Origin of the sequence: Phenylobacterium deserti, assembly GCF_003254705.1 — a bacterium.
Lineage (GTDB): Bacteria > Pseudomonadota > Alphaproteobacteria > Caulobacterales > Caulobacteraceae > Phenylobacterium > Phenylobacterium deserti.
This window is the reverse complement of record NZ_QFYR01000005.1, coordinates 182,861-208,149: the sequence shown is the minus strand read 5'-3', so window position 1 is coordinate 208,149 and position 25,289 is coordinate 182,861. Positions and strand designations below refer to the sequence as shown.

The window sequence follows — 25,289 nt, the reverse complement described above, 5'->3', positions numbered from 1 at the left end:
CGCGCCACCGCCAGCACCCCTCACATACCTATGAGTTTGGTCTTCGATCCCACGACCTTCAGTCCGCGTCGCTCGAGTCGCTCGAGCATTTCCGCCGCGGGGGTTCGATAGAGCACAGTGTGGATGACGATCGTCTCTCGAGGGGCGGTGACGATGTACCCTGAGCTTCGTGGGAGAGGCGATCCAACCTCGATCGCGATGTGTGTTCGGAAGAAGTTGCCATCCTGGTCCTCTCGCCGGACCAGCCGAATATCCTTCAGCGACGCAGACTTGCCTGAAAGCCTGTCGAACAATCGATCGTCAGCGATGTACAGGGCGATCCCAGATGCCCGCACGACCACCCAGAGCACCTTGAAACAGAGCCATAAGGCGACAAGAGCGCCCAGCAGCGCCAATCCGATCTCGAGGTCAAAGCGTTCAGCCGCCGTACTCAAGAGCAGAATCAGCAATGCTCCAAACAAGGCGGTGCTTAGCCAAGCTCTCGACCCCTCAAGCTCCCCGACAACCTCGTGGCCCGATTGATCACCGCCCACGCTGGAGGCTCTGCAGGAAGTAGGTCGGGCTCGAGAGTTTCAGCACTTTATCTCGCCAATAAGGATCCTCGATGATCCGACGTTTCGCGCTACCCCAAACGTCTGCCGTCTTCGCCGCTCCGGCGCTCCCGCCGACACTGGCCAAAGCTTGCAAGCCGCGCACCGTCCAAATGGGGAGGGTAGCCTCTTGGACTAGGGCGGTGAGAGCAGCTCCCAGTGCTAAGCCACCGACGTTCTTGATCATCGCTTCGTCTTGGGGCCGTCCCTCCGCTCGGTCTGCGCGGTAACCCGTCGCGGCTTGCACAGGACCCAGCCCTTTGCCGATTGCGCCAGTCACACGCCCAGCGGCTCTCGCTGCGTGAAGGTCCTCCACGTCTTTTGTGACGCCTGCAACGATCGCTGGTGCGGCGCCAGCAGCGGTGTTGACGCGATCTGCCAACTCCGCAGTGTCAGCGCGGCGACGTTCGTAGCTTGCGTGCTGAGCTTCGTTGTATGCTCTTTGCTTGCGCGCCATCACCCGCCAGCTCGGTCCATCAACGTCCGGTACAGAGTGCGGCGCGCGCCTCTGATCAGTCATTCAGCTCTCCAAATCGAAGAGCATCATAGTCTAGTTAGCCGCAGACAGCGAACGGAAAGGGAACATTAGGCCTGGAATACCGTCCGGCCGTCAACCACCGTGCGGAGCACCCGACCCTGCAGCCGCCGGCCGTCGAAAGGCGAGTTCTTGGACTTCGACAGCAGCTTGTCGGCGTCGATGATCAGCGGCGCGTGGAGGTCGCAGAGCACCAGGTCGGCGGGCGCGCCCTTGGCCAGGCGCCCGGCGGGTAGGCCCAGCAGGTCGGCCGGGGCGCAGGTCACGGTGCGGATCAGGTCCAGCAGCGGAATACGGCCTTCGTGATGGAAGGTGAGCAGGGCCGGCAGCAGCGTCTGCAGGCCGACGGCCCCGGGCGCCGCCTCGTCGTAGGGCAGGCGCTTATCCTCCGCCGGGGCGGGGGAGTGGGCCGAGACGATGATCGGGATCAGGCCTGAGGCGACTGCTTCGATCACCGCCTGCCGATCATCCTCGCCGCGCAAGGGCGGGTCGACTTTGCAGAAGGTGCGGTAGTCGCCGATGTCCACCTCGTTGAACGAAAGGTGGTTGATCGAGGTGGTCGCCACGGCCGCCACGCCGCGATCCCGCGCCCGTCGCAATGTGTCGATGGCGCCCGCAGTGGTGAGTTGGTCCACCAGCAGCCGCGCGCCGGTCACCTCCGCCAACGCGAGGTCGCGCTCCAGCATGATCCGCTCGGCGACGGCGGGCGCGCTCGGCAGGCCCATGCGCGAGGCGAACTCGCCGGAGGTCGCGGCCGCGCCCTTGCTCAACCACGGATCCGCGGGCCGGTGGGCGACGATCACGCCGAATGACTTGGCGTAGGACAGCACCCGCTGGAAGACCTTGGAGTCGATGATGGGCCGGTCTGCGTCGGTGACATAGACGCAGCCGGCGTCGTGCATCAGGCCGATCTCGGCCATCCGCTGGCCCTCGGCGCCTTTGGTGGCCGCGCCGGCGGGATAGACGTTGACCAGTTCGATGTCCCGCGCGCGGCGCAGGATGAAGTCGACCATGGCGGGGTCGTCCACCACCGGATCGGTGTCCGGCTGGACCACCATGGAGGTGACGCCGCCGGCTGCGGCGGCGCGGGCGGCCGACTTCAGCGTCTCCTTGGGCTCTGCGCCCGGCTCGCCGGTCTTGACCCGCAGGTCGACGAGGCCCGGCATCAGCGCCTTGCCGGCGCCGTCGATCACTTCGAAGTCGGACGACAGCGAGCCGAGGTCTTGGCCCTTGATCACGTCGGCGATGACGCCTTCCGTGACCAGCACGGCGCCCGGACCGTCGTAGTTGCTGGCGGGATCGAGCAGGCGGACGTTGGCGAAAGCGGTGGGTCGCGTCATCGGTCCGGCCTCAGCGCTCGTTGTCCAGTCGGGCGGCGAGTGTGGCGAGCACCGCCATGCGCGCCGCCACACCCATCTCCACCTGGTCCTGGATCAGGCTGACCGTCAGGTCATCGGCCACGTCGGAGTCGATCTCCACACCGCGGTTCATCGGGCCGGGATGCATGACCTTCACGTTCGGCGCGGCATGGGCCAGCTTCTCGCGATCCAGGCCCCAGAAGCGGAAGTACTCGCGCTGCGACGGCGCCATGACCCCGTCCATCCGCTCGAGCTGCAGGCGCAGCATCATGACCACGTCGCAACCGGCGATGCCCTTGCGCATGTCGTGGTGCACGGCGACGTTCCACCGATCCACCTGGCTCGGCATCAGGGTGGGCGGCCCGACAAGGCGGACCTCCGCACCCAGCATCTGCAGCATGGCGATGTTGGAGCGGGCCACCCGGCTGTGGGCGATGTCGCCGCAGATGGCGACCTTCAGGCCGGCGATCCGCCCGCAGGCCCGGCGCATGGACAGGGCGTCCAGCAGCGCCTGCGTCGGGTGCTCGTGCTGGCCGTCGCCGGCGTTGACGACTGAGCAGGTGACCTTCTGGGAGAGCAAGGAGGCGGCGCCCGACGAGGCGTGCCGCACCACCAGCAAATCCGGCTGCATCGCGTTCAGCGTCACCGCCGTGTCGATCAGGGTCTCGCCCTTGGCGATGGAGGAGGAGCGCGGGCTCATATTGACCACGTCCGCGCCCAGACGCTTGCCGGCCAACTCGAACGAGCTCTGGGTCCGGGTCGAGTTCTCGAAGAACAGGTTCATCAGCGTGCGACCAGCCAGCAGGTCCAGCTTCTTGGACGTCTGGCGGTTCAGCGCCACGAAGCTTTCGGCAAGGTCCAGCAGGTTCGCCACCTCGACCTCGTTAAGGTCGGTGACGGACAGGAAGTGCGGCTTGGGAAACGCGAAGGTCCGCTGGAGGACTTCGTTCAGGCCAGGCGCCGGCGTGCTCATGGAAGCTGGCTCTTATGCGGGTTCGACCGGGGAGGGAAGAACCTCCGAACCTGCAGGGGTTGAGGAACAAAACTTCTGGTGGCGCGCTCGGGCCTCGTTTCCGGAAAGAACGTCGTTCTCGGCGTGACGTCCGGGAGCGCATGCAACCCACCTGAGACGCAACGGAGCCCGCACCCATGGCCGCCCTGACCCTCGGCAGCGAATTCGCCTACCTCGCGACCATCGATCCGAACAATCCCCCTGAAGCGGTCGCGGCCAGTGCGAGTTCGACGCAGATCGTCGGTGACTTGAGCGATGGAAGCCGTCTGACGATCACGGGGACTGGATTCACCTACGACAGCTTTGGAGAGCCGGTGGGCGGCACCGTCACGGGCCTGCAGATCACCCACGGCGGCGCCTTGGCCTTCTCGCTTTCGAACATCGCCCTGCCGGTCGCGACGTTTGCCGACTACCTCGATACGGTTGAGCCCACCGTCCTGCTCACAAGCCTGCTGTCGGGCCCGGACACCATCACCGTGCAAACCCAGGTCGGCGTTCTGGTCAGCGGCTACGACGGCAACGACACCATGCAAGGCGGCGCTGGCTTCGAGTTCTTCAACGGCAACCAGGGTGACGACGTCATCGACGGCGGCTCCGGCGGCGGCGACTGGCTGGTGGGCGGCAAGGGTGCCGACCGCATCACCGCTCACGCGGGATCAGGCGTGCTCTACGGCAACATCGGCGCGGATACGCTGAACGGCGGCTCGGGGGCGGAGACCATCCGCGGCGGCCAGGACGACGACGTCCTGTTGGGTGGCGGGGGCGCCGACTGGCTCTCCGGCGACCGTGGCTCGGACACGATCACCGGCGGGGCCGGGGCCGACATCTTCCACCAGTCGGCCGGCGCCGGGCTGGACCGCATCACGGATTTCAATTTGGCCGAGGGCGATCGCATCCAACTGGACCTCGGGCAGGTCTACAGCGTCTCGCAGGTCGGCGCGGATACGGTCATCGACCTGGGCGGCGGTGACCAGATGGTTCTCGCGGGCGTCTCCCAGGCCAGCTTGACCGGCAGCTGGATCTTCCTGGCCTGAGCCCACCGGGCCCATGGCGCCGCCACCCTGTGGCGGCGCCGACGGATCAACGTTCCGGACACACTTCAGAGCTACCGTGTTCTGCCATGCGCGACCTTATCATCGCTGGCGTGCAGATCCCGGTTGTCGAAACCGACTGGGACATCACCAGCAAGCCGGCGAAGCTCACCATCAAAGCCGCCAACGACCGTGTGCTGCTGCGACGGCTGACCGATGCCCTGCGCACGGCCGATGTGCATCAAGCCACGGCTAAGGGCCTTTCGGCATCGGTGCGCGTGCTCTCCATGACCACCGACAAGCACAGGATCACCCTGCAGCTCGCCCCGGTCGAAATTCGCTCGGCCTGAGACTCTAGAGGCCGCGCAGACGCTCGAGGGCGCCCTGCAGGATCCAGGCGGCTGCCATCTTGTCGACCACGTCGGCTCGCTTGGCGCGGGTCATGTCGATCTCGTCGATCAGGAAGCGGTTCACCGCCATGGTGGACATGCGCTCGTCCCAAAAGGCGATGGGCATGTCCCGCAGGCGGATCAGGTTGCGCGCGAAGGCTCGGTTCGACTGACAACGGGGACCTTCGGTGCCGTCCATGTTGGTTGGCAGGCCGATGACGATGCCGCCGACGTTGCGCTCTTCCATCAGCTTGAACAGCCGGTTGGCCTCGTCGGTGAACTTGGTCTTGCGGATCAGCTCCAGCGGGCTCGCGACCGTGCGGGTGGCGTCCGACACCGCGACCCCGATGGTCTTCTCCCCCAGGTCGAGGCCGATCAGAGGCGAATAGGCGGGCGTTGCCTGGGGCAGTTCGGTCAGGTCGAGAACGGGCATGGCGTCCTCATACGCGTCATCCCGGCCGCAGCGAAGCCTCGCGGCCTCCGGTGCGACGTTGAAAAGTGTGGCGGTCGCGGCTAACCCACCCCGGACAAATCAGGAGGGGCCCCATGGCCATCGACGCCGCGACCGTTCGCAAGGTTGCGAGGCTCGCCCGCATCGCCGAGCCGGAAGAGAGACTGGAGCCGCTCGCCCGCGAGTTGTCCGGCATCCTCAACTGGATCGAGCAGCTCAACGAGGTCGACACCAACGGCGTCGAGCCGATGACCTCCGCCGTGCACGTCACCCTGCCCATGCGCGAAGACGTGGTCACCGACGGCGGCGATCCGGCCAAGGTTCTGAGCAACTCGCCCAAGACCGCCAGCAACTTCTTCGTCGTCCCCAAGGTGGTCGAATAGGATGTCCGAGCTCACCTCGCTGACCCTGAAGGCCGCTCTCGACGGGCTGGCCTCCAAGTCGTTCTCTTCCGAAGAGATCACCCAGGCGCACGTGCAGGCGGTGGAAGCCGCCCGCGCGCTGAACGCTTTCGTCGTCGAGACGCCGGAGAAGGCGCTCGAGATGGCCAAGGCGTCTGACGAGCGCCGCGCCCGCGGCGAAGCCGGTCCGCTGGACGGCGCGCCCTTGGGCATCAAGGACCTCTTCTGCACCGAGGGCGTGGAGTCCACGGCCGCCTCGAAGATCCTGAAGGGCTTCAAGCCCACCTACGAGTCCACCGTCACCGCGAACCTGTTCCGCGACGGCGCTGTCATGCTGGGCAAGCTCAACATGGACGAGTTCGCCATGGGCTCGTCCAATGAGACCAGCGCCTGGGGGCCGGTGGTCAACCCGTGGCGCGCTGAGGGCGGCAACGCCCAGCTGACGCCCGGCGGCTCCTCCGGGGGCTCGGCGGCAGCGGTTGCGGCGGATCTTTGCCTTGGGGCGACGGCCACCGACACGGGCGGCTCCATCCGCCAGCCGGCGGCCTTCACTGGCACCGTCGGCATCAAGCCGACCTACGGCCGCTGCTCGCGTTGGGGCGTCGTTGCGTTCGCCTCTTCCCTTGACCAGGCGGGCCCGATGGCTCGCACGGTCGAAGACACGGCCATCCTGCTGAAGTCCATGTCGGGCCACGACCCCAAGGACTCCACCAGCCTTCCCGTCGAGGTGCCGGATTTCCCGTCCTTCGTCGGCAAGTCGGTGAAGGGCCTGCGCGTCGGCGTTCCGAAGGAATACCGCGTCGAGGGCATGCCGCCCGAGATCGAGAAGCTCTGGCAGCAGGGCATCGATTGGCTGAAGGAAGCCGGCTGCGAGATCGTCGAGGTCTCCCTGCCGCACACCAAGTACGCCCTGCCGGCCTACTACATCATCGCCCCGGCCGAGGCGTCTTCCAACCTCGCCCGCTATGACGGCATGCGCTACGGCCTGCGCGTCGACGGCTCCAACCTCACGGAGACCTACGAGCAGACTCGCGCGCAGGGCTTCGGCGACGAGGTGAAGCGGCGGATCCTGATCGGCACCTATGTGCTGTCGGCCGGCTACTACGACGCCTACTACCTCAAGGCGCTGAAGGTTCGCCGGCGCATCGCCGATGACTTCGATCAGGCGTTCGAGAAGGTCGACGCGCTGCTGACGCCGACCGCGCCATCCGCAGCCTTCGCCCTGGGCGAAAACTCGGACGATCCCATCGCCATGTACCTGAACGACATCTTCACCGTGACGGTGAACCTGGCTGGTCTGCCCGGCATGAGCGTTCCGGCCGGCGTCGATGCGAACGGCCTGCCGCTTGGCTTGCAACTGATCGGCCGCGCTCTGGACGAGGGCACGCTGTTCAGCCTCGGCGGCGCTATCGAGAAGGCCGCCGACTTCCGCGCCAAACCGGCGAAGTGGTGGTGATCTGATCCGTCATTCCGGACGACCGCCAAGCGGCCGTCCGGGATCACGTTCCCGCTCAGAGCTTGTCGAATTCGGCTTGAAGGGCGTCGAGCGTCGCCTGGGTGATCGCGCCCTGGCTAAGGGGCATCACCTGGGTCAGGGTCATGCTGCCGATCTGGTCGTAGTACTGCGGGATTTCCGGAAGCGCCTTCTCGAGAACCGCCTTCGCCTTCGGGTTCTTGACGAGCTCGCTTACCGGCGTGGTCTTCACCGAAACCTTGTCGCTGGCGGCGGCGGGCGCCTGAGCCGGGGCGGACTGACCAGCTGGGGCCGTTTGGGCGATCGCCGGCGCGGCGGCGAGAGCGGCGAGGGCCGCGAGCGTGACGAACTTCATTGGTTTCCTACCCCGACAGTTGAAGCCGCAGCTTGCCTCGAATTTGTGGCATTTGCACGTGAGGCCGCGCGGGCCCGCTTCCGCTCGCGCCCGCAGCGCACTAGAGAGGGCGCATGACTGAGAACACCAAGCAGATCCAAGGCCGCACCGGCCCCTGGGAAATCGTGCTGGGCTTGGAAGTCCACGCCCAGGTGGCCTCCAACGCCAAGCTGTTCAGCGGCGCGGCCGTGGGCTTCGGCGCCGGCCCCAACGAGCAGGTCAGCCTGGTCGATGCCGCCATGCCGGGCATGCTGCCGGTCATCAACAAGCACTGCGTCGAGCAGGCGGTGAAGACGGGTCTGGGCCTGAAGGCGCAGATCAACAACTGGAGCCGCTTCGACCGGAAGAACTACTTCTATCCGGACCTGCCGCAGGGCTATCAGATCAGCCAATTCAAGGACCCGATCGTCGGCGAGGGCGAGGTGATCGTCGAGCGCGACGATGGCTCCACCTTCACCGTGCGCATCGAGCGCCTGCACCTGGAACAGGACGCGGGCAAGAGCCTGCACGACCAAGATCCCAACGCGACCTACGTCGACCTCAACCGCGCCGGCACGGCGCTGATGGAGATCGTCTCAAGGCCCGACATGCGGACGAGCGAAGAGGCCGCCGCCTACGTCAAGAAGCTGCGGACGATCCTCGTCTACCTCGGCACCTGCGATGGCGACATGGACAAGGGCAATCTGCGCGCCGACGTGAACGTCTCCGTCTGCCGCCCGGGCGCCTACGAGAAGTTCCGCGAGACCGGCGACTTCAGCCATCTCGGCACGCGCTGCGAGATCAAGAACGTCAACTCGTACCGCTACATCCAGCAAGCCATCGAGTACGAAGCGCGTCGCCAGATCGAAATCCTCGAGGACGGCGGCGCCGTCGATCAGGAGACCCGTCTGTTCGATCCGAACAAGGGCGAGACACGGTCCATGCGCTCCAAGGAAGAAGCGCACGACTACCGCTACTTCCCTGACCCGGACCTGCTTCCGCTGCAGCTGGATCCGGCCTGGATCAAGGAGATCGAGGCCAGCCTTCCTGAGCTGCCGGACGCCAAGAAGGCGCGCCTGCAGTCGCAGTACGGCCTCTCGGCCTACGACGCCCAGGTGCTGATCACCGAACAGGCCCGCGCCGACTTCTACGAAGCCGCCGCAAAGGGTCGGGACGCCAAGCTGGTGGCCAACTGGGTGACCAACGACTTGGCCGCCAAGCTCACCGCCGCCGGCCTGGAGATTTCCGAAAGCCCGCTCGGTCCCAACGCGATCGCTGAGCTCGTCCAACTCATCGAGGAGGGCGTGATCTCCTCCAAGATCGCCAAGGACGTGTTCGACCGGATGTGGGCCGGCGAGGGCGCCCCTGGCGAGATCGTCGAGAAGCAGGGCCTCAAACAGGTCAGCGACACCGGCGCGCTCGAGAAGATCATCGACGAGCTGATTGCGGCCAACCCGGGCCAGGCCTCGGCGGTGAAAGAGAAGCCGCAAGCCATCGGCTGGTTCGTCGGTCAGGTCATGAAGGCGACCGGCGGCAAGGCGAACCCGGGCGCGGTGAACCAGCTGCTGAAGAGCAAGCTGGGGATCTGATCCTTCTGCCTCCCACTGGGAGCGAACGGACAAGAGGGCTCTCAGGAGGCTGAGAGCCCTTTTTCGGGTCCGTAAGAACGATCGTCTACGGGCGGATGACGTCGAAGATCAGGCCGTTGGAGCGCGAGACCAGCAGGTAGTCATCGCCCACGCGGTACCAGTCGTAGCCCGGCGGGGGAGGGCGCAGGCGGAAGCGCCGATAGTCCCCCAGCATGGCTCCCCGATAATCCGGGGGCAGGTAGCCGCCCCGGCGCACGCCATAGCGAGGACCCGGCGCCCGGTAGCGAGGCGCATCGTAGGGCGCGTACTCCCGCGGCGGCGCATAACCGCGCGACGGCGCATACCGCGGGCCCTCGCGGTCGCGCCGCTCCCAACCGCGCGGGCCTTGGCCGCGGCCGTTGCCGCGTCCGGGACTCCAGTCACGCTCGCCGCCGCCGCGGCCGCGGTCCCAGCCGCGCTCCTGGTGTCCGCGTCCGTTCCGGCCTTGCGCCGCCGCGTCGCCGGCGGCGGCCAGCGGGCCGGCCAGAGCCGTCAGAGCGGCGAGGGTCAGGATCAGGCGCTTCATTCCCCCAAGGGTCCTCGAGAACAATCCACAGTCGAAGCGAACATGGCCCCTGGCCCCTGAACTGGGCCTGAACGTGCTGTTTTTGCGCCAGAACGCCAAGGCGCCGCCTGTCGCAACTCTGAGTCGCCCAACGTTCGGGAGGCGATCATGGCTCCGCCTCGCCTTGCTGCAAGCGGCGGCGTCGCCATCTATGCGGCAGTTCAACGCAGGAGCGCCCTATGGCTCAGCCGATCCAGCTGCATTTCTGGCCCACCCCCAACGGCCACAAGATCACCATCGCGCTGGAAGAGCTGGGGCTTCCATACGAAGTTCACCCGGTCAACATCGGCAAGGGCGACCAGTTCAAGCCTGACTTCCTGCAGCTCAGCCCGAACAACCGCATGCCGGCTATCGTCGACCCCGAGGGGCCGGACGGACAGCCGATCTCCATCTTCGAGTCCGGCGCGATCCTTCAGTACCTCGCCCGCAAGAGCGGCCAGCTCTATGGCTCGGACGAGCGCACCCGCATCGAAGTCGATCAGTGGCTGTTCTGGCAGATGGCGGGCCTCGGCCCCATGAGCGGCCAGGCCAACCACTTCCGCAACTATGCCCCCGCCGTGACCAGCGACCAGCGCCACATCGCCTACGGCGCCATCCGCTACTCCAACGAGGTCCACCGACTGTACGGCGTGCTCAACAAGCGCCTCGAAGGGCGCGAGTATCTGGCCGGCGACTATTCCATCGCCGACATCGCCAACTGGCCCTGGGTCAGTCCCTGGAAGGGCATGGGGATCGACATCGACGAATTCCCGAACATCGCGGCCTGGTACGCCCGCATCGAAGCTCGCGAGGCGGTGAAGCGCGCCTTGGCCAAAGGCGAGGAGGTGAAGCGAGGCGCCAATCTGGGCGATTCCGGGGCAGACGCTGAAGCTCAGCGCCGGATCCTCTTCGGTCAACGCGCTCGCTGAACCGGTTGCAAGCCACGCGACAGTTTAGCGCGGCGTAGAAGCCGCGAATTCTCTGCGCGTGTTCTGAATCTGAAGAACCCACAACACGCCGCTTAACCATGTGTTCAGGTTAAGCGGCGTTTCCTCTGTTTCCGTAAGCCGGAGCAGATGAGCCAGAACGGTTCGTCGCCGGTCAGAAGGGAAGTTGAGGATCATGCTGTCCGGCATGGAAGTCGCCAACGAAGGCCTGCCGCTGCCGAAGATGGACGCTAGCGGCGACGAACTGTTCCGCCTGGGTCTGCTCTACTCGACCGGTCAGGGCGGCGCGCCGCTCGACTATGTCTCGGCCCATATGCTGTTCAACCTGGCCGCCATGCGTGGCTCGGTCGAAGCCAAGATCTACCGCAAGGAACTGGCCCACGAGATGGCCTCCGACGACGTGGCCGAGGCCCAGCGCCAGGCCCGCGCCTGGCTCGCGCAAGGCTGACGCAAGCGAGGCGCGCTCAGCGCGCCTCGGCGATACGGCGGAAGGTGGCCAGCGCCTGCGCCACCACCTGGTCCATGTTGTAATACTGGTAGCTGGCCAGACGGCCCACGAAATGCACCCTGGGCGTCTCCAGGGCGAGCGCTTCATAGCGCTTGTACAGCGCCCGGTTCTCCGCCCGCGGAATGGGGTAGTACGGGTCGCCCTCGGCTGTCGGATACTCATAGGTGAGGGTGGTCTTCGGGTGCTCCTGGCCCGTCAGGTGCTTGTACTCGGTGATGCGCGTATAGGCCTCCGTCTGAGGGTAGTTGACGGTTCCGACCGGCTGGAACTGTTCCTGGTCCAGCGTCACATGCTCGAACCTGAGCGAGCGATAGGGCAGGGCCCCAAAGCGAAAGTCGAAGAACTCGTCGATCGGCCCGGTGAAGATCACCTGGGCGTCCTCGAACTCGCCGGCGACCTCCTTGTAATCCACGCCCAGCCGCACCTCGATACTCGGGTGGTTCAGCATTTGCTCGAACATGGCCGTGTAGCCGTCGCGCGGCATGAACTGGAACCTGTCCTGGAAGTAGCGGTCGTCACGATCGGTCCGCACCGGCACGCGCGCCGTGACCGACTTGTCGAGCTCCGAAGGATCCAGCCCCCACTGCTTGCGGGTGTAACCCCGGAAGAACTTCTCATAGAGCTCCCGGCCTACGCGTGAGACCACCACGTCTTCCGAGGTGCAAATCTCCGCCACTGGTTCGGCGCGCGCGGCGAACCAGGCTTCCAGCTCGTCCGGCTCCAGCGATAGGCCGTAGAGCTGGTTCACCGTGGTCAGGTTGATCGGGATCGGCGTCAGCTGCCCGTCCACAACCGCCAGCACCCGGTGCTCGTAGAAGCGCCACGCCGTGAACTGCGACAGGTACTCGAACACCGCCTCGGAATTGGTGTGGAAGATGTGCGGTCCGTACTGGTGCATCAGCACGCCGGCGGCGTCGCGGCGGTCATAGGCGTTGCCGGCGATGTGCGGGCGTCTGTCGATCACCGTCACCAGGGCGCCGAGTTGGCTGGCCAGCCGTTCGGCCAGCACCGCGCCCGCGAAACCCGCGCCCACCACCAGCCAACGGTCCATCGAACCTCCCATCGCCTCTTTCGACCCGACCGGCCGCCCGCTAAACCCGGGGCTCGACCGGACCTGCGAGGCCCTGCTTGCCGCTCTCACGATTCAAGACCGTCGTCATGCTCTGCCCGCACGCCGTCACCGGCGGTCCGGAAGCGATGCACCAGGCGGCCTTCGCTCTCAATTCGATCGGCGTGACCTGCTACATGGTCTACGCAGGCGCAGATCACCCGGTGGCCATCGAGCCGCAGCGGATCGTCTGCAGCAAGCCTGAGTCCCCAGCGCTTCAGAACGCCTATGCCCGCTACAATCCGCGCATCTTCTCCGAGCTTCCGCTCGGGCCAGAAACCCTGGTCGTCTTCCCCGAGGCTTACGCGCAGTACGTGGCGCGTCGGAAGAACCACGGCGTCGCCCTCTGGTGGCTTTCGGTGGACAACGCCTTCAAGGCAGACCCCCGTCTCGCCGACCGCGCCGCCCGCTTCCAGCTGGTGGGTGACGAGGCCATCATCCATCTCCATCAAAGCGCCTACGCGCGGAACTGGCTGCGGGACAGCGGCTTCCAGAACCTTCTTCAGCTGGAAGACTACAGCAACGAGACCTTCACCGACCGGGAGGCCTACGGGCCGTCGCCCCAGCCTTGGGCCTCTTATAACGCGGCCAAGGGCGCTGACCTGGCCGAGAGCTTCTTCGGCGAGCATCCCGAATACCAGGCCCTGCCGCTGCGCAAGTTCACCAAGCCCCAGCTGCGGGACATCTTCGCCGAGCGTCTGATCTACATTGACTTCGGCCATTTCCCGGGAAAGGACCGCCTCCCGCGAGAAGCGGCGATCTCCGGCAGCATAGTCTTCACCAACCGGGCCGGCGCCGGCGCGGTCTACGAGGATTTCCCGCTTCCTGACGTCTTCAAGTTCGACGCCGCGGACGTCACTTCGGGCGAGCTGCACCGCAGGCTTCAGGCGGTGGTCGCCGACCCCGCGCGCTTCTGGGCCATGCAGGCCGACTTCCGCTCGCGCATCCGTTGGGAGAAGGCGCAGTTCTTCGACACCCTGATGCGGCTGTGGGGCATTCGCCGGATGCCGTGATCGTCGTTGCCGAGCGGCGCCTGTTTGGGTATGGAGAGCGTCCGCTTCGAACGGTTCGTCGGCGAAAGCCTCCGACCCGCTCCGGCGACGGGAGAAAACCCGTTCAAAAACAAGCTGGTGACGTGGCCGAGTGGCTGAAGGCAACGGTTTGCTAAATCGTCATACTCGAAAGGGTATCGAGGGTTCGAATCCCTCCGTCACCGCCACTTCCTTCTGACAATCGGGACTGCGCCGCGGACTAGCCGCCGGCGTCCTCGCGTGCGTCGCCGCTCGGGCAGGACTGACGCGCTTGTTCGCTGCCGTCGAGCGGAGGGGCCGAATCGCCACGCCAGCGGCAGGACAGGCTCCGATCGTCCGCGGCCACCGTGCGTCGCCCGCTGAACTCGGCGGCCACCCCGAAGTTCGTCGTGGTGCGCGGGCCGCCGTCATAGAAGCCGCCATAGGGGTGCCCACCGTAGCCAACGCCGCCGTACGGAGCGTAGAAGCCCCGCCCGCGGCTCTGGCCCACGGCCACGCTCACCTGGCCGGATTTGCCCACCGGGAAGTCGCCGCGAACATAGCCGCTGCGATAGCCGCCCGTGCCCACCGCCACCGACACCTCGCCGTGCGGGCGCCGCTCGCCTTCCAACGGTAAGGGCGCGCGCTCGGCCTCCGCGGCGGGGGAGGAGTCCAGATACTGCTGGATCTGAGCTTCGGTGCTGCGCCCGCTGGCCAGGGGGGAACCGCCGCTCGCCGTGGCGATCGGCCCATCCGCCGGGGCGCCGGTTTGGGCGAGCGCCGGCAGGGCGGTCAGAGCGCCGGCAAGGGCGAAAAGGGCGGCGCGGGCGCGGATCATGGATGTCACTCCTATGACCCTATCAGGGCCCAGCATTGCGGCGGGAATATTTCCACGTCGACACGGCGGCGGCCTGCCCGCTCGCCCGTGACGCCGTTCTGGCGCGGGGCGTCTAGGGCTCGCCCTGGAATCGGCTCGCTTCGCGCTGCAGCTTGGCCGCCATCGCCTCGGCTTCCGGACCCTCGGACAGCTCCAGCTGTTCGGGCACGCTGAGCTGGCCGGGTCCGACAGCGTCCGTGGGAACGCCCGGGCCGGTCTCGGCGACGGTGTCGTTGAGGGAGCGGCTGTTCGTGCCGCCGCCGATCGGAGGGTTGGCCTGACCCGACATGACGGTCTCCTTGTTCGCACAAGCAACTGCGAGAGCGCAGGCCTGTTCCGAGCGTTAGGCATCAGCAAGGAGCCGTTCCCCATGAGCCAGGCGGTCTCGCCCATCCATCTCGCCTCGCCGGCCGGCGCCCCCACCGCCTTTGCCGTAACCATCGAGGCTGGACCTTCGCGGGTGTTCCAGATCGCCGCCGCAGGGGCGCCCGTACGTCGCTATGTGCTCGCCCGGGCCGAGCAGCCGGACTATCTGGACCTGTTCGAGCAATTGGCGCGCGATGTCGGGACTCGGCTGCCCCACGCGCGCCAGCCGCCGCCGGCGGAGGGGACCGCGCCGGCCCTGACGCCGCTGCTCACTGCACCTGTGTCGCCCCGCATCCTTTACGGCTACGGCGATCCTTGCGTCGTGCAGGTCGGGGAGGGGGATTGGCGCCTGCTGGTCACCTCGAACGACGCGCCGGACGCGTTCCCCATCCTGGCTTCGCGGGACCTGCGGACCTGGAGCCTGACGGGTTTCGTCTTCCCGGAAGGGCGGACGCCCGCCTGGACGCTAACCGGACCCAACCGCGCGGACTTCTGGGCTCCGGAACTTCACCGCGTCGGCTCGGAGTGGTGGGTCTGCTTCACCGCCCGAAGCCATGACCGCTCGCTGGCGGTCGGCTTGGCGCGCGCCTCCAGTCCCGATGGCCCTTTCACGCCTGACGACGCGCCTCTCGTGACCGGCGATGTCATCGATTCCCACATCCTCGTCGACGAGGCAGGCGCGCCTTGGCTGGTTTGGAAGAAGGATGACAACGGCGTCTGGCCGCGGGCCCTGGCCGATCTTCTGGCTCGCCGGCCCGAGTGGACAGCGGCCCTGTTCACAGAGCCGCAGGACCTTCGGACCGCGTCCCTCGCCCTCACCCTTTGGCCGTGGACGGCGCATCGCGAGCCGATGGAGCAGTTCTTCCTGCTTCAGCCTCTGATCGAGGCGGCGACTGCCGACTTCCAAGGCTTCGAGGCGCGGCTCGAGCAGCTTCAAGCCCGGGCGACGGGCGCCGAGGCGATGGACTTGTCGGTGATCCTGCGGGCCCTGAAGACGCGCATCTATGCTCAGGCCCTGTCTCCGGACGGTCGGCGCCTGCTCGGCGAGCCGGTGGTGATCCTGCAGAACGATCAGCCCTGGGAGGCGCACCTGATCGAAGGCGTCTGGATCACCCGGCAGAACGGCCGATATCACCTGCTCTACGCTGGCAACGACTTCTCCACCTCGCACTACGGCATCGGGACGGCGGTGGCGGATCGGCCGACCGGCCCTTATCGCAAGGCGTCGGAGGTGTTCCTCAGTTCAACGCAGGCTTGGTGGGGACCGGGCCACCCTTCCGTGGCGATGGGTCCGGACGGGCGCCACCACATCTTCCTGCACGCCTTCCGCCCGGGCGAGGCCGGCTACAAGGCCTTCCGCGCGCTGCTGGCCGCGCCGCTCAGCTTCGAAGCTGGGGTGGTTCGCCTCGACCCGGCCATGGCGGTTCTGTCAGCGACCTGACACTGCAGGTTCCTCTTCTTGGCGCAGAAGTGATCCAAACCAACAACTGAAAGGGCCAGGAACAGGGCAAGGAAGCCGGGGCTTCTCCAGCAAATCTTTCCGGCCGCTCCGGAAGCAGCGGCGCTTGGCTGAGGTGAGTAGGTGAGGCGTTTGGAGCTGTGGGGCGGCCACGAGTGCACGGTCAATCGCGTGCGCAGCCGTTACTTGGATCAATCGGTGATTTCCGGACACCAGGATCGCCTGTCCGATCTGGACCTGTTTGCTGATCTGGGCCTGAAATCCCTCCGCTATCCTGTTCTTTGGGAAAAGGTCGCGCCCGAGCGGCCTGACGCCCAGGATTTCACCTGGGCCGAGGAACGCCTGCCGCACATCCTGGGGCTCGGAATGCGGCCGATCGTCGGCCTGACCCACCACGGCAGCGGCCCCCGTTACACCAGCCTCATAGACGACGAGGGCTTCGCACCCGGGTTGGCTATGCACGCCCGTGCAACCGCCGAGCGTTTTCCGTGGGTCGAGGACTGGACGCCGGTGAACGAGCCGCTGACCACGGCCCGCTTCAGCGCGCTCTATGGCCTCTGGTACCCGCACACCCGAAATGAAGGGGCGTTCTGGCGCGCCCTCCTGAACCAGGTCGACGCCACGCGCCTGTCCATGCGCGAGATCCGGGCCCTCAATCCGAAGGCGCGACTGATCCAGACGGAGGACCTCGGCTACTGCCACGCGACAGCGCCCATGCGCGCGCAGGCGGACTACGAGAACGCCCGCCGCTGGATCACCTGGGACCTGCTGTGCGGGATGGTCACGCCGGATCACCCATTGTTCGCGCGGATCGCGGCCTGGGGACTGGAGGAGCGCCTGCGCGCTATCGCGGACGATCCTTGCCCGCCCGACGTCCTTGGCGTGAACCACTACCTGTCCAGCGAGCGACTGCTGGACCATCGGGTCGAGCTTTATCCGGACAGCCTGCGTGGCGGCGACGGCCCCGGTCCCTACGTCAACATCGAGGCCCTGCGAACGGTCCGCGAAGGTCCCCTCGGGATCGGGACCCTGCTCAAGCAGACCTATGAGCGTTATGGCCGTCAGATCGCCGTCACCGAATGCCACAACGGCTGCACCCGCGAAGAGCAGATGCGATGGTTCGAGGAAGTCTGGCGCAGCGTCGAAGCGGTCCGTGCGGAAGGTGTCCCGGTCCTGGCCGTCACAGCCTGGGGGCTGCTCGGCTCCTACGACTGGAACCGTCTGCTGACCGAGGAGGCCGGACATTACGAGGTGGGCATCTTCGACCTGCGCTCCGGCGAGCCGCAGCCCACCACCATGGTCGATCTGCTGAAGACCTTGGCCCACGGCGGTGCGCCGCAAGCGCCCGTGCTCGGCGGCGCGGGCTGGTGGCGGCGTGAGGATCGCTTCTTCGAGCAGGCGCTCTCGCTGGAAGAGCCGTGCCCGCGAACCCCGCTGGTCGATGTGAATGGCGCCGCCGCCCGGCCGATTCTGATTGCAGGCGCCGGCTGCCCCACCGCCGAGGCGATCCGGGACGCTCTGGCGCTTCGGAATCTGCCGCACGTCGATCTGCGCGTAAGCGCCTGCGCTGAGGACGTGGGCGAGGAGATGGCGCGCCTGATCTCAGAAGCGCAGCCCTGGGCTGTCATCAATCTGGCCGGCTCGCGACCGGCTGGAGCGCAGGTGGCGCGTCTCGCCCAGGACCGTGGTCTGCCGTTGGTCACCTGGGGCGGCGGCGCCGATCGGGAGCCTGCCGCCAACGAGATCGTCCTGCAAACGCCCGAGCTCATCGGCCGCCACGACCTGCACGAGTTCGCGCGGCACGTTGTGGAGACCGTGGAGGGCGGCGGGGTGTTCCGCGCTGCGGCCAACCGCACCGCCCCGGCCGGCTATCTGCCCGATGCGGTGCACGCCGTTCTCGACCTGCTGGTGGACGGCAAGTCGGGCCGCTTCCGTCTGGCGCCGCCGCAGAGCTCCACCTGGGCCGAGCTTGCAACCTACATCGCGGGCGAGGCCGGCCTGGACATCTACAAGGTCGAGCCGGTGGTCGTGCCGCATATCGGGCGCGCTCAGCCAAGCGCCGAGCCGCAGGCCGCAGGCGGTCTTGCTCTGACCCTGCCGGGTCTGGAGAACGCCGCCCGTCGCGCCGTGGCAGGCTGGCGGCTGGTGTCCGCAGGCCGCAGCGCGTGCGCCCTGGAGCCTTCGGAGGAGGCTGGCCTGCGCCACGCTGCCGAATAGGGCAGGGCTCTCCGCCAAGAAGAAGGGCTCCGGCGGTGTCCCGCCGGAGCCCTTTTCGTTGGTCGGATCGACGAGGCTTACGACTTGGTCTTGTCGTTCTTGTCGTCGTCGCGGTTCGTCAGGTCCCGCGCGCGGCCGCTGGCGCCGTCGGAAGCCGACTGCACCTGGGTCGGTTCGCGGCCGAACTCCGGCGTCTTGTCGCCTGTGGACGAGCCCTGCGCCGTCGGCTTATGGCCGCCGCCGGTTTGGGTCAGTGTCGAGCTCGGGGTCAGCCCGCCCAGGCCTTCCAGTGCGCCCGTGGGCTTGCCCGCATCGGCGCCGATGCCGCCGCCGGTCACGTCGGTGGTCGAGTCGTGCGCCATGCCGGGCGCGACGGAGTTGTTTTCCACGCCCTGGGTCATGGTGCGCTGCGTGCGCCAGGTCTGGAAGCTGGTGCCGAAGTTGTCCCGGCGCTGGGCGCGGTACTGGCGGTACTCGTTGTCGTACTGCTCGTGCTGGTGCCGGCGCCACTCCTGATAGTCGCGGTCGTGGCTGGCCAGCTGCTCATCGCGCCAGCGGTTGTAGTCCGGATCGAACTCGTTGCCCTTGGGGTGATAGGCGTAGTCGTGCGGGGCGCCGAACTCCTGGATGCCGCTGTTGCGGGCGTTCAGCTCCAGGTCGCCATAGGGACCGCCCTGACCTTCGCGCCAGCGTTCGCGGCCCTGGTTTCCCCAGTCCCGCTGCTCGGTGCGACCGCCGCCATAGGTGCGGCCTTCACCCGAGTTGCGGTCGCGGAAGCCCTGGCCTTCCATGCCGTACTCCTGGCCGCCGTAGCCGCCGCCGTAGGACTCCGATGCGCGGTTGCCGCCAGTGCGGCCGCGCTCGTCCTGCGTCCCACGTCCGTATTCCTGCCGCTCGCGGTCGTAGCCGGAGCCGTAGTTCACCCGGTCCTGATCGAACCGCGAGCCGTAGCGCTCCCGGCGCCAGGGCTCCATCTCGCCTTCGCCGCGGCCCCCGCGGGAGCCTTCGCCATAGCGAGCCTGGTCGGAGTTGAAGCGACCTTCGTCGCCGAACGAGCGACGCTCGCCGCCTTGTCCGCTGCTCTGTCCGCCGCGCTGGTCGCGTCCGCCGCTCCAGCCCCAGTCGTCACGTCCGCGATCCTGACGCCCGGTTTCGGGGCGCTCGCCGCGGTAACCTCGATAGTCGTCGCGATTGGCCATGATCCTCCGCTCCTTGTTTTGGGGAGTGTCGGACCGGTCAATTCCTTAACCTCCTATCGCGTTCCGTGGTGTCGCAGGACCCCTTGAGCCGGTTGCGGGCGCGGCCCAATTCACCCACAGGGGGTTTCGAGTTATAGTGAGCTCTGCCTTGGGGTCGGACGCATGACGCGCAACCACACACGCGACGACAAGCTGCCTGCGCTCGACAAGGCGCTGAAGGACATGTTCCGGTCCCTGCAGAACCGCCCCGTGCCCAGCACCCTGCGCTCGGTGGTCGAGCAGCTGGACGACGGTCCGGACGAGCAGCGCCTCAAAAAGAGCGGCTGACCGCTCAGGCCCGACCGGCCACCGTCATGTTCTCGAGCGCCATCACGTCGTTGGCGTCTTCCGCATCCATGATCTTCAACAGACGCGCGCGGGCGCGGTTCACCCGGCTCTTTATGGTGCCCAGGGCGCAGCCGCAGATCTCGGCGGCTTCCTCGTAGGACAGACCTGCGGCGCCCACCAGAATCAGCGCCTCGCGGTGCTCGTCCGGCAGCTGCTGCAGGGCCACTTGCAGCGACCGCATGGCGACGCTCCAGTCCTGTGTCGGCGGGGCCTTCAACGTGCCGGCGTACTCGCCCTGCTCGTCGCGGACTTCGCGTCGGCGTCGCAGCACGTTGGTGTAGTAGGTGTTCCGCAGAATGGTGAAAAGCCAGGCCCGCAGGTTGGTGCCAGGCTCGAATTTGTCCTTGTTGGTCCACGCCTTGATCAGCGTGTCCTGAACCAGGTCGTCTGCGTCGGACCCATTGTGACTAAGCGACCAGGCAAATGCCCGGAGCGCTGGAATGAGTCCGACGACTTCGTCCCGCCAGCTGGCCGTCGCCGTCATGCTGCCCTCGTTCGGCTCCGGTTACAGAGCCCTTAACCCTTACCTCTCCGGCGCCGGACTAACGCAGCCCTACACCATCCGTTCCGGCCGCGGTTGCTAGCTTGGCTGCAAACCGAATCCGAAACTTGACCAGAAGACCGGCGTTGGCGCGCGCGGGAATTAGCCTTAGCTATGTCCCCCTTCGGGCGGGGGCAGCGGAGGACGTCTCATGGTACGTTTCGACCCGGCCGAAGAAGCGCACACGGATCGTGATCACGAGATCGCGAGCAGCCCGTTCGAGCGCTACAATTCGGTTCGACGCCGCACGGAATGGCTGACGCGCAACCTCACGCCGGAGGACCAGACCGCCCAGTCCATGCCGGACGCCAGTCCGGCCAAGTGGCACCTGGCGCACGTCACCTGGTTTTTCGAGACCTTCCTGCTGACGCCGCACCTGCCGGGCTACAAGCCGTTCGACCCGCGGTTCGGCTATCTGTTCAATTCTTACTACGAGGCCCTCGGGCCGCGGCAGCCGCGTCCCCAGCGGGGATTGTTGACCCGTCCGTCGGTGGCCGACGTGATGGCCTATCGTGCGCATGTCGACGCCGGCATGCAGCGCCTGCTATCGTCCGGCGACGAGGGTCTGGGCGATCTGCTTGATCTCGGTCTGGCCCACGAGGAGCAGCATCAGGAGCTGATCCTGATGGACATCCTGCACCTCTTCGCCCAGTCGCCGCTGCGACCGGCCTATGCGCCGCCCAGGTCCGCGCCGTCAGTCGACGAGGCTGGCGTCGCCGCCTTTGTCGGCTTCGAGGGCGGCCTCGTGGAGATCGGCCATTCCGGCGAGGGCTTTGCGTTCGACAACGAGGGGCCGCGGCATAAGGTCTGGCTGGAGCCCTTCAGCCTCTCGGACCGGCTTGTGACCAATGCCGACTGGTTCGCCTTCATGGCGGACGGCGGCTATCGCCGGCCGGAGCTCTGGCTGTCGGAAGGCTGGGCCCGCGTGCAGGCGGAGGGCTGGACAGCGCCGCTCTATTGGCAGGAAGGCGAGGGCGGGTGGCATGCCATGACGCTGAACGGCCTGCGTCCGCTGGATCCTGCCCAACCCGTCGCTCATCTCAGCTTCTTTGAAGCCGACGCCTTCGCCACCTGGTCGGGAGCACGCCTGCCCACCGAGGCCGAGTGGGAGCACGCGGCCGCCGATCCGCGCCTGCATCAGATCTTCGACGTTCGCTGGCAGTGGACCCGCAGCGCCTATGGTCCTTATCCCGGATTTCGCCCGGCGCCTGGCGCCGTGGGCGAGTACAACGGCAAGTTCATGGCTGGTCAGTTCGTGCTGCGTGGCGGCTGCTGCGTGACGCCGCCCGGCCATGTCCGCGCGACCTACCGCAACTTCTTCCAGCCGCACCAGCGCTGGATGTTCTCCGGTCTGCGCCTCGCCAGGGACGGAGTCCCGCAGGGGCGCACCTTCCGCGACGACGTGCTGGAAGGACTGTCGCTGCCGCAGAAGGCGCTGCCGCCGAAGTACTTCTACGATGCCGAAGGCTCGCGCCTGTTCGAGGCGATCTGTGAGCTGGAGGCCTATTATCCCACCCGAACGGAACTCGCTCTGCTGCGTAGCGCGGCGCAGGACATCGCCGCCGTCATCCCTGATGGAGCGGCCCTGGTGGAATTCGGCAGCGGTGCGAGCCTCAAGACGCGCATCGTCCTGGATGCGGCGCCGCAGGTTGCGGTCTATGCGCCCATCGACATCAGCGCCGCGGCTCTTTCAGGCGCGGCCAAGTCCATTCGCGCCGACTATCCGAACGTGATTGTCGCACCGCTTCTGGAGGACTTCACCCGAGCGCTGGATCTGCCGCGCGAGGCTAGGCAGCGGCCGGTGGTGGGTTTTTTCCCAGGCTCTACCATCGGCAACTTCACGCCGACGGAGGCTCAGGCGTTCCTTGCCGGTGCGCGCCATCTGCTGGGTGAGGGCGCTGCCTTTCTGGTGGGAATCGACCTCGTGAAACCCGAGGCGCAACTGGTGGAGGCCTACGACGACCCGTTGGGCGTCACGGCGGCCTTCAACAAGAACCTGCTCGTCCGGATGAATCGGGAGCTGGACGCAGATTTCGTGCTCGACGGCTATCGCCACCGGGCCATCTGGAATGCAGCTGAGAGCCGCATCGAGATGCATCTTGAAAGTCTGAGCGATCAGACTGTCTCGCTTGCCGGCCGCACTTTCCACTTCAAGGCCGGCGAGACCCTGCACACAGAGAACTCATACAAGTTCACGGTGGCGGGCTTTTCCGCTCTGGCCGCGAAAGCGGGCTGGCGGCTCGAGCGGGAGTGGACCTGCGCCCACCCCGCCTTCGCCGTGGTCCTGCTACGGACCTGACCGCTTAGTCTTCGCGGGTGCGGGTGCGACCGCCGCCGCGGCTGGCTTCACCGCCCTTGCGGCCGGCTTGAGCGGCCAGGTCGCGGTCTTTGGCGAAGCTGCGCTTCTCGCTCGGGACGCTCGCGCCACCCTTGCGGGCGATTTCGCGGCGACGTTCGGGGTTCATGGCGGCGAACCCTCGGCGGGCGCGCGGCTTTCCAGATTCAACGCTGGGCATCGGTACGCTCTCTCCTCAATCAGGCGGTATGGGGCAGATCGAGCGAGACGTTTCGCACCGCGTCCTGCAGGCGCGTGGAACCCGGGTCGGAGAAGCTTTTCGGGGGGTTGTTTTCCGGCTCGGACATGACGTCTCACTAGAGGTTGCGGTCAGGCTAACCATTGAGACGCTGCCAAGGTTGCGTTCGGTGCAGACGCTTTTAGCGCGTTGTTTTGTCACGGCTGCGCTTGGGGCTCCGGCTATGTCGTACAACCGACACGCGCGGACACACGCAGGAAAGTTCCCCTACAGGGGGAGTTGCACCCGCGCCGTCAGGCCGCCCGACGGCCGGTTGATGAGGGTCACGTCGCCCCCATGCCCCCGGGCGATGGTGCGCACGACGGCAAGCCCCAGGCCTATGCCGCCCGTCTTGCGGCTCCGCGAGGGCTCCCGCCGGTAAAAGGGCTCGAACACCCGCTCCAGGTCCGTGTCGGGAATGCCCGGGCCATCGTCGTCGACCTCCACCACGGCGTGGACGCCGTCCTGGTGAACGCGTGCGCGCGCTTTCCCGCCGAACTTGAGAGCGTTCTCCAGCAGGTTGGAGAGCAGCCGCCGCAGGGCCATGGGATCGCCCTCCAGCACCACCTTATCGGCGCTCTGCACCTCGCACTGCGCGCCGGTCTCAGCCATCTCGTCGCAGATGCTCTCCACCAGGGACGACAGCTCGAGCGGAGTGCGCTCCCCGGGGCGGGTCGCGTCACGGACGAAGGCGAGGGTGGCGGAGACCATCTCCTCCATCTGGTCGAGATCGGCGGCCATCTTCGCTCGCTGCTCTTCCGGGGCGCTCTCGATCCGGAAGCGCAGTCGGGTCAGCGGGGTACGCAGATCATGGGCGATGGAGGCCATCATGGCGGTCCGGTCGTCCACATAGCGGGCCAGCCGCGCCTGCATGTCGTTGAACGCCGCCGCGGCGACCGCCACCTCCGCCGAGCCCTTCAGGTCCACCGGCGGTGCGTTGGGATCGCGGCCCAGCCGCTCCGCCGCGCGCGCCATTCCGCGGATGGGCTCCGAGAGGCGCCGGGCGAACAGGTAGGCGATCGGCGCCAGCGCCACGCCGGACAAGACGAACCAGATGGCGATCCGGCTCTGCCACGGAGTCAAGCCGAAGGCGGGAGTCGGCCTGACGGAGACCCATTTGCCGTCGGCCCTTTGCAGCCCGATCTCGAAGGGATCTAGCAGAAAGTGCTCCTCGCGCACGCCCTCCTGGGCGGCGCGGTCCCGCAGGATGCGGAACACCCGCCGGTCGGCGAAGGGGCCGCCGCGGGCGGCGATCACCAGCCGATCCTTGGGCACGCCCAGCAACTCGGACAGCTTGGCCCGGGTTTTGGGCGCGAAGCGCGCGTCGGTCGCCGGCTCCGGCGGCTCGTCCGACACCCGCACTTCCAGGGGCCGACGGTCCGTGAAGGTCGGCGGCGAGCCTCGGAACGCCTGCGCCACCTCGGTCAGGCGATAGAAGTCGGGGGTCGGCGGGGGCAGGTTGAACAGCAGCACCAGGCTGATCGCCTGGGCCGCCACCAGGCTGATCACCATGAAGGTCAACAGCTGGACGAAAAGCGGCGCCGTCGGCAGTCGGCTGCGCAGGCTGCTCACAGTCGCTTCACCTTGGCCGAAAACATGTAGCCCTCGTTGCGGATCGTACGGATCAGGTCGCCGCCGCCGCCGTCGTCGAGCTTGCGGCGCAGGCGGCTGATCTGCACGTCGATCGCCCGGTCGAAGGCGTCGCTGTCGGGACCGCGGGCGTATTCCAGCAGCTGGTCGCGGGTCAGCACCCGCTGCGGCCGCTCCACGAAGGCGCGCAGCAGCGAGAACTCGCCGGATGACAGGTTCACCACCACCCCTTGCGGCGACCGCAGCTCGCGGCGCACGAGATCCAGACGCCAGCCGGCGAACTCGCACCCCGCCGCGATGGCGTCGCTCGCCGGGCGCTGCTCGGCCCGGCGCAGCACCGCCCGAACCCGGGCCAGCAGTTCGCGCGGGTTGCAGGGCTTGGCGAGATAGTCGTCAGCCCCCAGTTCCAGGCCGACGATCCGGTCAGTGTCCTCGCCCATGGCCGACAGCATGATGATCGGCGGGCCGCCTTCGGCGGTGGACAGCCGGCGGCAGATCGCCAGCCCGTCCTCGCCCGGCAGCATGACGTCCAGGATCACGAGGTCGGCCGATCCGCGTTGCAGCGCGGCCTGCATTTCCTGCGCGTCCGCGGCCGTTTCGACCCGGTAGCCGTGCTTGCCCAGGAAGTCGGAGACGACGTCGCGGATGCCCGGGTCGTCATCCACCATGAGGATGCGTGCGCCGGCGGTCATGTCGAGAGCGGTCTCCATGCCCGTAATTT

The 25,289-nt window shown here is 67.2% G+C and carries 26 protein-coding genes and 1 tRNA gene; 13 read left to right on the top strand and 14 right to left on the bottom strand.

The genetic code is table 11. From position 1 onward, the window contains the following. Positions 1–20: 20 nt before the first annotated feature. From DJ018_RS17730 to DJ018_RS17715, 3 genes are all read right to left on the bottom strand, one after another. The gene (locus DJ018_RS17730; protein WP_133254328.1) at positions 21–449 is read right to left on the bottom strand and encodes a hypothetical protein; all 429 of its coding nucleotides are present in this window, start codon (positions 447–449) and stop codon (positions 21–23) included. Between the two features lie 726 nt (positions 450–1,175). Next, complete coding sequence (pyrC, locus tag DJ018_RS17720) at positions 1,176–2,465, bottom strand: dihydroorotase (RefSeq protein ID WP_111516304.1); 1,290 nt, start codon at positions 2,463–2,465, stop codon at positions 1,176–1,178. A 10-nt stretch (positions 2,466–2,475) separates the two neighbouring features. Beyond that, positions 2,476–3,456, bottom strand: coding sequence for an aspartate carbamoyltransferase catalytic subunit (locus DJ018_RS17715; protein ID WP_111516303.1), 981 nt, complete (start codon positions 3,454–3,456; stop codon positions 2,476–2,478). Between the two features lie 176 nt (positions 3,457–3,632). Between DJ018_RS17715 and DJ018_RS17710 the strand changes: the two genes are divergently transcribed. Together DJ018_RS17710 and DJ018_RS17705 are read left to right on the top strand one after the other, a co-directional pair. Next, on the top strand, positions 3,633–4,529 hold the full coding sequence (locus tag DJ018_RS17710) for a calcium-binding protein (RefSeq protein WP_111516302.1): 897 nt from the start codon (positions 3,633–3,635) through the stop codon (positions 4,527–4,529). 86 nt (positions 4,530–4,615) lie between these two features. Further along, a complete protein-coding gene (locus DJ018_RS17705) occupies positions 4,616–4,876 on the top strand; it encodes a hypothetical protein (protein WP_111516301.1) in 261 nt (86 codons plus the stop codon). 4 nt (positions 4,877–4,880) lie between these two features. On the opposite strand, the gene ruvX is transcribed toward DJ018_RS17705, so the two are convergent. Continuing rightward, the gene (gene ruvX / locus DJ018_RS17700; protein ID WP_111516300.1) at positions 4,881–5,348 is read right to left on the bottom strand and encodes a Holliday junction resolvase RuvX; all 468 of its coding nucleotides are present in this window, start codon (positions 5,346–5,348) and stop codon (positions 4,881–4,883) included. Between the two features lie 113 nt (positions 5,349–5,461). On the opposite strand from ruvX, the gene gatC reads away from it, so the two are divergent. Both gatC and gatA read left to right on the top strand, forming a co-directional pair. Beyond that, a complete protein-coding gene (gene gatC, locus DJ018_RS17695) occupies positions 5,462–5,749 on the top strand; it encodes an Asp-tRNA(Asn)/Glu-tRNA(Gln) amidotransferase subunit GatC (protein ID WP_111516299.1) in 288 nt (95 codons plus the stop codon). Between the two features lies 1 nt (position 5,750). Next, the gene (gene gatA, locus DJ018_RS17690; RefSeq protein WP_111516298.1) at positions 5,751–7,223 is read left to right on the top strand and encodes an Asp-tRNA(Asn)/Glu-tRNA(Gln) amidotransferase subunit GatA; all 1,473 of its coding nucleotides are present in this window, start codon (positions 5,751–5,753) and stop codon (positions 7,221–7,223) included. Positions 7,224–7,278: 55 nt separating this feature from the next. Here gatA and DJ018_RS17685 read toward each other — a convergent pair whose 3' ends face one another. Then, positions 7,279–7,596 (bottom strand): hypothetical protein, encoded by a 318-nt coding sequence (locus DJ018_RS17685; RefSeq protein WP_111516297.1) that lies wholly within the window; start codon positions 7,594–7,596, stop codon positions 7,279–7,281. A 113-nt stretch (positions 7,597–7,709) separates the two neighbouring features. Here DJ018_RS17685 and gatB point away from each other — a divergent pair, with 113 nt between their 5' ends. Further along, positions 7,710–9,203 carry an Asp-tRNA(Asn)/Glu-tRNA(Gln) amidotransferase subunit GatB gene (gatB, locus tag DJ018_RS17680; protein WP_111516296.1) on the top strand — a complete coding sequence of 498 codons (1,494 nt, stop codon included), beginning with the start codon at positions 7,710–7,712 and terminating at the stop codon, positions 9,201–9,203. Positions 9,204–9,288: 85 nt separating this feature from the next. On the opposite strand, the gene DJ018_RS17675 is transcribed toward gatB, so the two are convergent. Then, positions 9,289–9,768 carry an RcnB family protein gene (locus DJ018_RS17675; protein WP_111516295.1) on the bottom strand — a complete coding sequence of 160 codons (480 nt, stop codon included), beginning with the start codon at positions 9,766–9,768 and terminating at the stop codon, positions 9,289–9,291. A 218-nt stretch (positions 9,769–9,986) separates the two neighbouring features. Between DJ018_RS17675 and DJ018_RS17670 the strand changes: the two genes are divergently transcribed. Continuing rightward, positions 9,987–10,715 carry a glutathione S-transferase family protein gene (locus tag DJ018_RS17670; protein WP_111516294.1) on the top strand — a complete coding sequence of 243 codons (729 nt, stop codon included), beginning with the start codon at positions 9,987–9,989 and terminating at the stop codon, positions 10,713–10,715. A 193-nt stretch (positions 10,716–10,908) separates the two neighbouring features. Further along, positions 10,909–11,181, top strand: coding sequence for a sel1 repeat family protein (locus tag DJ018_RS17665; RefSeq protein WP_111516293.1), 273 nt, complete (start codon positions 10,909–10,911; stop codon positions 11,179–11,181). Positions 11,182–11,197: 16 nt separating this feature from the next. Here the strand turns inward: DJ018_RS17665 and glf are convergent, their stop codons facing one another. Next, positions 11,198–12,292 (bottom strand): UDP-galactopyranose mutase, encoded by a 1,095-nt coding sequence (gene glf / locus DJ018_RS17660; RefSeq protein WP_111516411.1) that lies wholly within the window; start codon positions 12,290–12,292, stop codon positions 11,198–11,200. A gap of 77 nt (positions 12,293–12,369) precedes the next feature. Between glf and DJ018_RS17655 the strand changes: the two genes are divergently transcribed. Both DJ018_RS17655 and DJ018_RS17650 read left to right on the top strand, forming a co-directional pair. After that, positions 12,370–13,362 (top strand): hypothetical protein, encoded by a 993-nt coding sequence (locus DJ018_RS17655; protein ID WP_133254327.1) that lies wholly within the window; start codon positions 12,370–12,372, stop codon positions 13,360–13,362. A gap of 116 nt (positions 13,363–13,478) precedes the next feature. Next, positions 13,479–13,568: transfer RNA gene (locus DJ018_RS17650), tRNA-Ser, on the top strand. Positions 13,569–13,600: 32 nt separating this feature from the next. On the opposite strand, the gene DJ018_RS17645 is transcribed toward DJ018_RS17650, so the two are convergent. Both DJ018_RS17645 and DJ018_RS17640 read right to left on the bottom strand, forming a co-directional pair. Then, a complete protein-coding gene (locus tag DJ018_RS17645) occupies positions 13,601–14,197 on the bottom strand; it encodes a hypothetical protein (RefSeq protein WP_111516291.1) in 597 nt (198 codons plus the stop codon). A gap of 112 nt (positions 14,198–14,309) precedes the next feature. Next, positions 14,310–14,525, bottom strand: coding sequence for a hypothetical protein (locus DJ018_RS17640; RefSeq protein WP_111516290.1), 216 nt, complete (start codon positions 14,523–14,525; stop codon positions 14,310–14,312). 81 nt (positions 14,526–14,606) lie between these two features. On the opposite strand from DJ018_RS17640, the gene DJ018_RS17635 reads away from it, so the two are divergent. Then, positions 14,607–16,043, top strand: a complete 1,437-nt coding sequence (locus DJ018_RS17635; RefSeq protein ID WP_111516289.1) for a family 43 glycosylhydrolase — start codon at positions 14,607–14,609, stop codon at positions 16,041–16,043. A 141-nt stretch (positions 16,044–16,184) separates the two neighbouring features. Then, positions 16,185–18,278: a glycoside hydrolase family 1 protein gene (locus tag DJ018_RS17630; protein WP_111516288.1), complete on the top strand. Its 2,094-nt coding sequence runs from the start codon at positions 16,185–16,187 to the stop codon at positions 18,276–18,278. Between the two features lie 77 nt (positions 18,279–18,355). On the opposite strand, the gene DJ018_RS17625 is transcribed toward DJ018_RS17630, so the two are convergent. Next, complete coding sequence (locus tag DJ018_RS17625; protein ID WP_111516287.1) at positions 18,356–19,477, bottom strand: hypothetical protein; 1,122 nt, start codon at positions 19,475–19,477, stop codon at positions 18,356–18,358. 162 nt (positions 19,478–19,639) lie between these two features. Between DJ018_RS17625 and DJ018_RS19280 the strand changes: the two genes are divergently transcribed. After that, positions 19,640–19,804 carry a hypothetical protein gene (locus DJ018_RS19280; protein ID WP_165842965.1) on the top strand — a complete coding sequence of 55 codons (165 nt, stop codon included), beginning with the start codon at positions 19,640–19,642 and terminating at the stop codon, positions 19,802–19,804. Positions 19,805–19,808: 4 nt separating this feature from the next. Here DJ018_RS19280 and DJ018_RS17620 read toward each other — a convergent pair whose 3' ends face one another. Then, positions 19,809–20,348 (bottom strand): sigma-70 family RNA polymerase sigma factor, encoded by a 540-nt coding sequence (locus DJ018_RS17620; RefSeq protein WP_111516286.1) that lies wholly within the window; start codon positions 20,346–20,348, stop codon positions 19,809–19,811. Between the two features lie 208 nt (positions 20,349–20,556). Between DJ018_RS17620 and egtB the strand changes: the two genes are divergently transcribed. Next, positions 20,557–22,704 carry an ergothioneine biosynthesis protein EgtB gene (gene egtB / locus DJ018_RS17615; RefSeq protein WP_111516285.1) on the top strand — a complete coding sequence of 716 codons (2,148 nt, stop codon included), beginning with the start codon at positions 20,557–20,559 and terminating at the stop codon, positions 22,702–22,704. Between the two features lie 4 nt (positions 22,705–22,708). Here egtB and DJ018_RS17610 read toward each other — a convergent pair whose 3' ends face one another. The 3 genes from DJ018_RS17610 to DJ018_RS17600 all read right to left on the bottom strand — a co-directional run bounded on the left by DJ018_RS17610 (position 22,709) and on the right by DJ018_RS17600 (position 25,278). Then, complete coding sequence (locus DJ018_RS17610; protein WP_111516284.1) at positions 22,709–22,921, bottom strand: con-10 family general stress protein; 213 nt, start codon at positions 22,919–22,921, stop codon at positions 22,709–22,711. A 285-nt stretch (positions 22,922–23,206) separates the two neighbouring features. Then, positions 23,207–24,550, bottom strand: a complete 1,344-nt coding sequence (locus DJ018_RS17605; protein WP_240609601.1) for an ATP-binding protein — start codon at positions 24,548–24,550, stop codon at positions 23,207–23,209. Continuing rightward, positions 24,547–25,278, bottom strand: a complete 732-nt coding sequence (locus DJ018_RS17600) for a response regulator (protein ID WP_111516283.1) — start codon at positions 25,276–25,278, stop codon at positions 24,547–24,549. The genes DJ018_RS17605 and DJ018_RS17600 overlap by 4 nt, the downstream gene beginning before the upstream one ends. Positions 25,279–25,289: the final 11 nt, after the last annotated feature.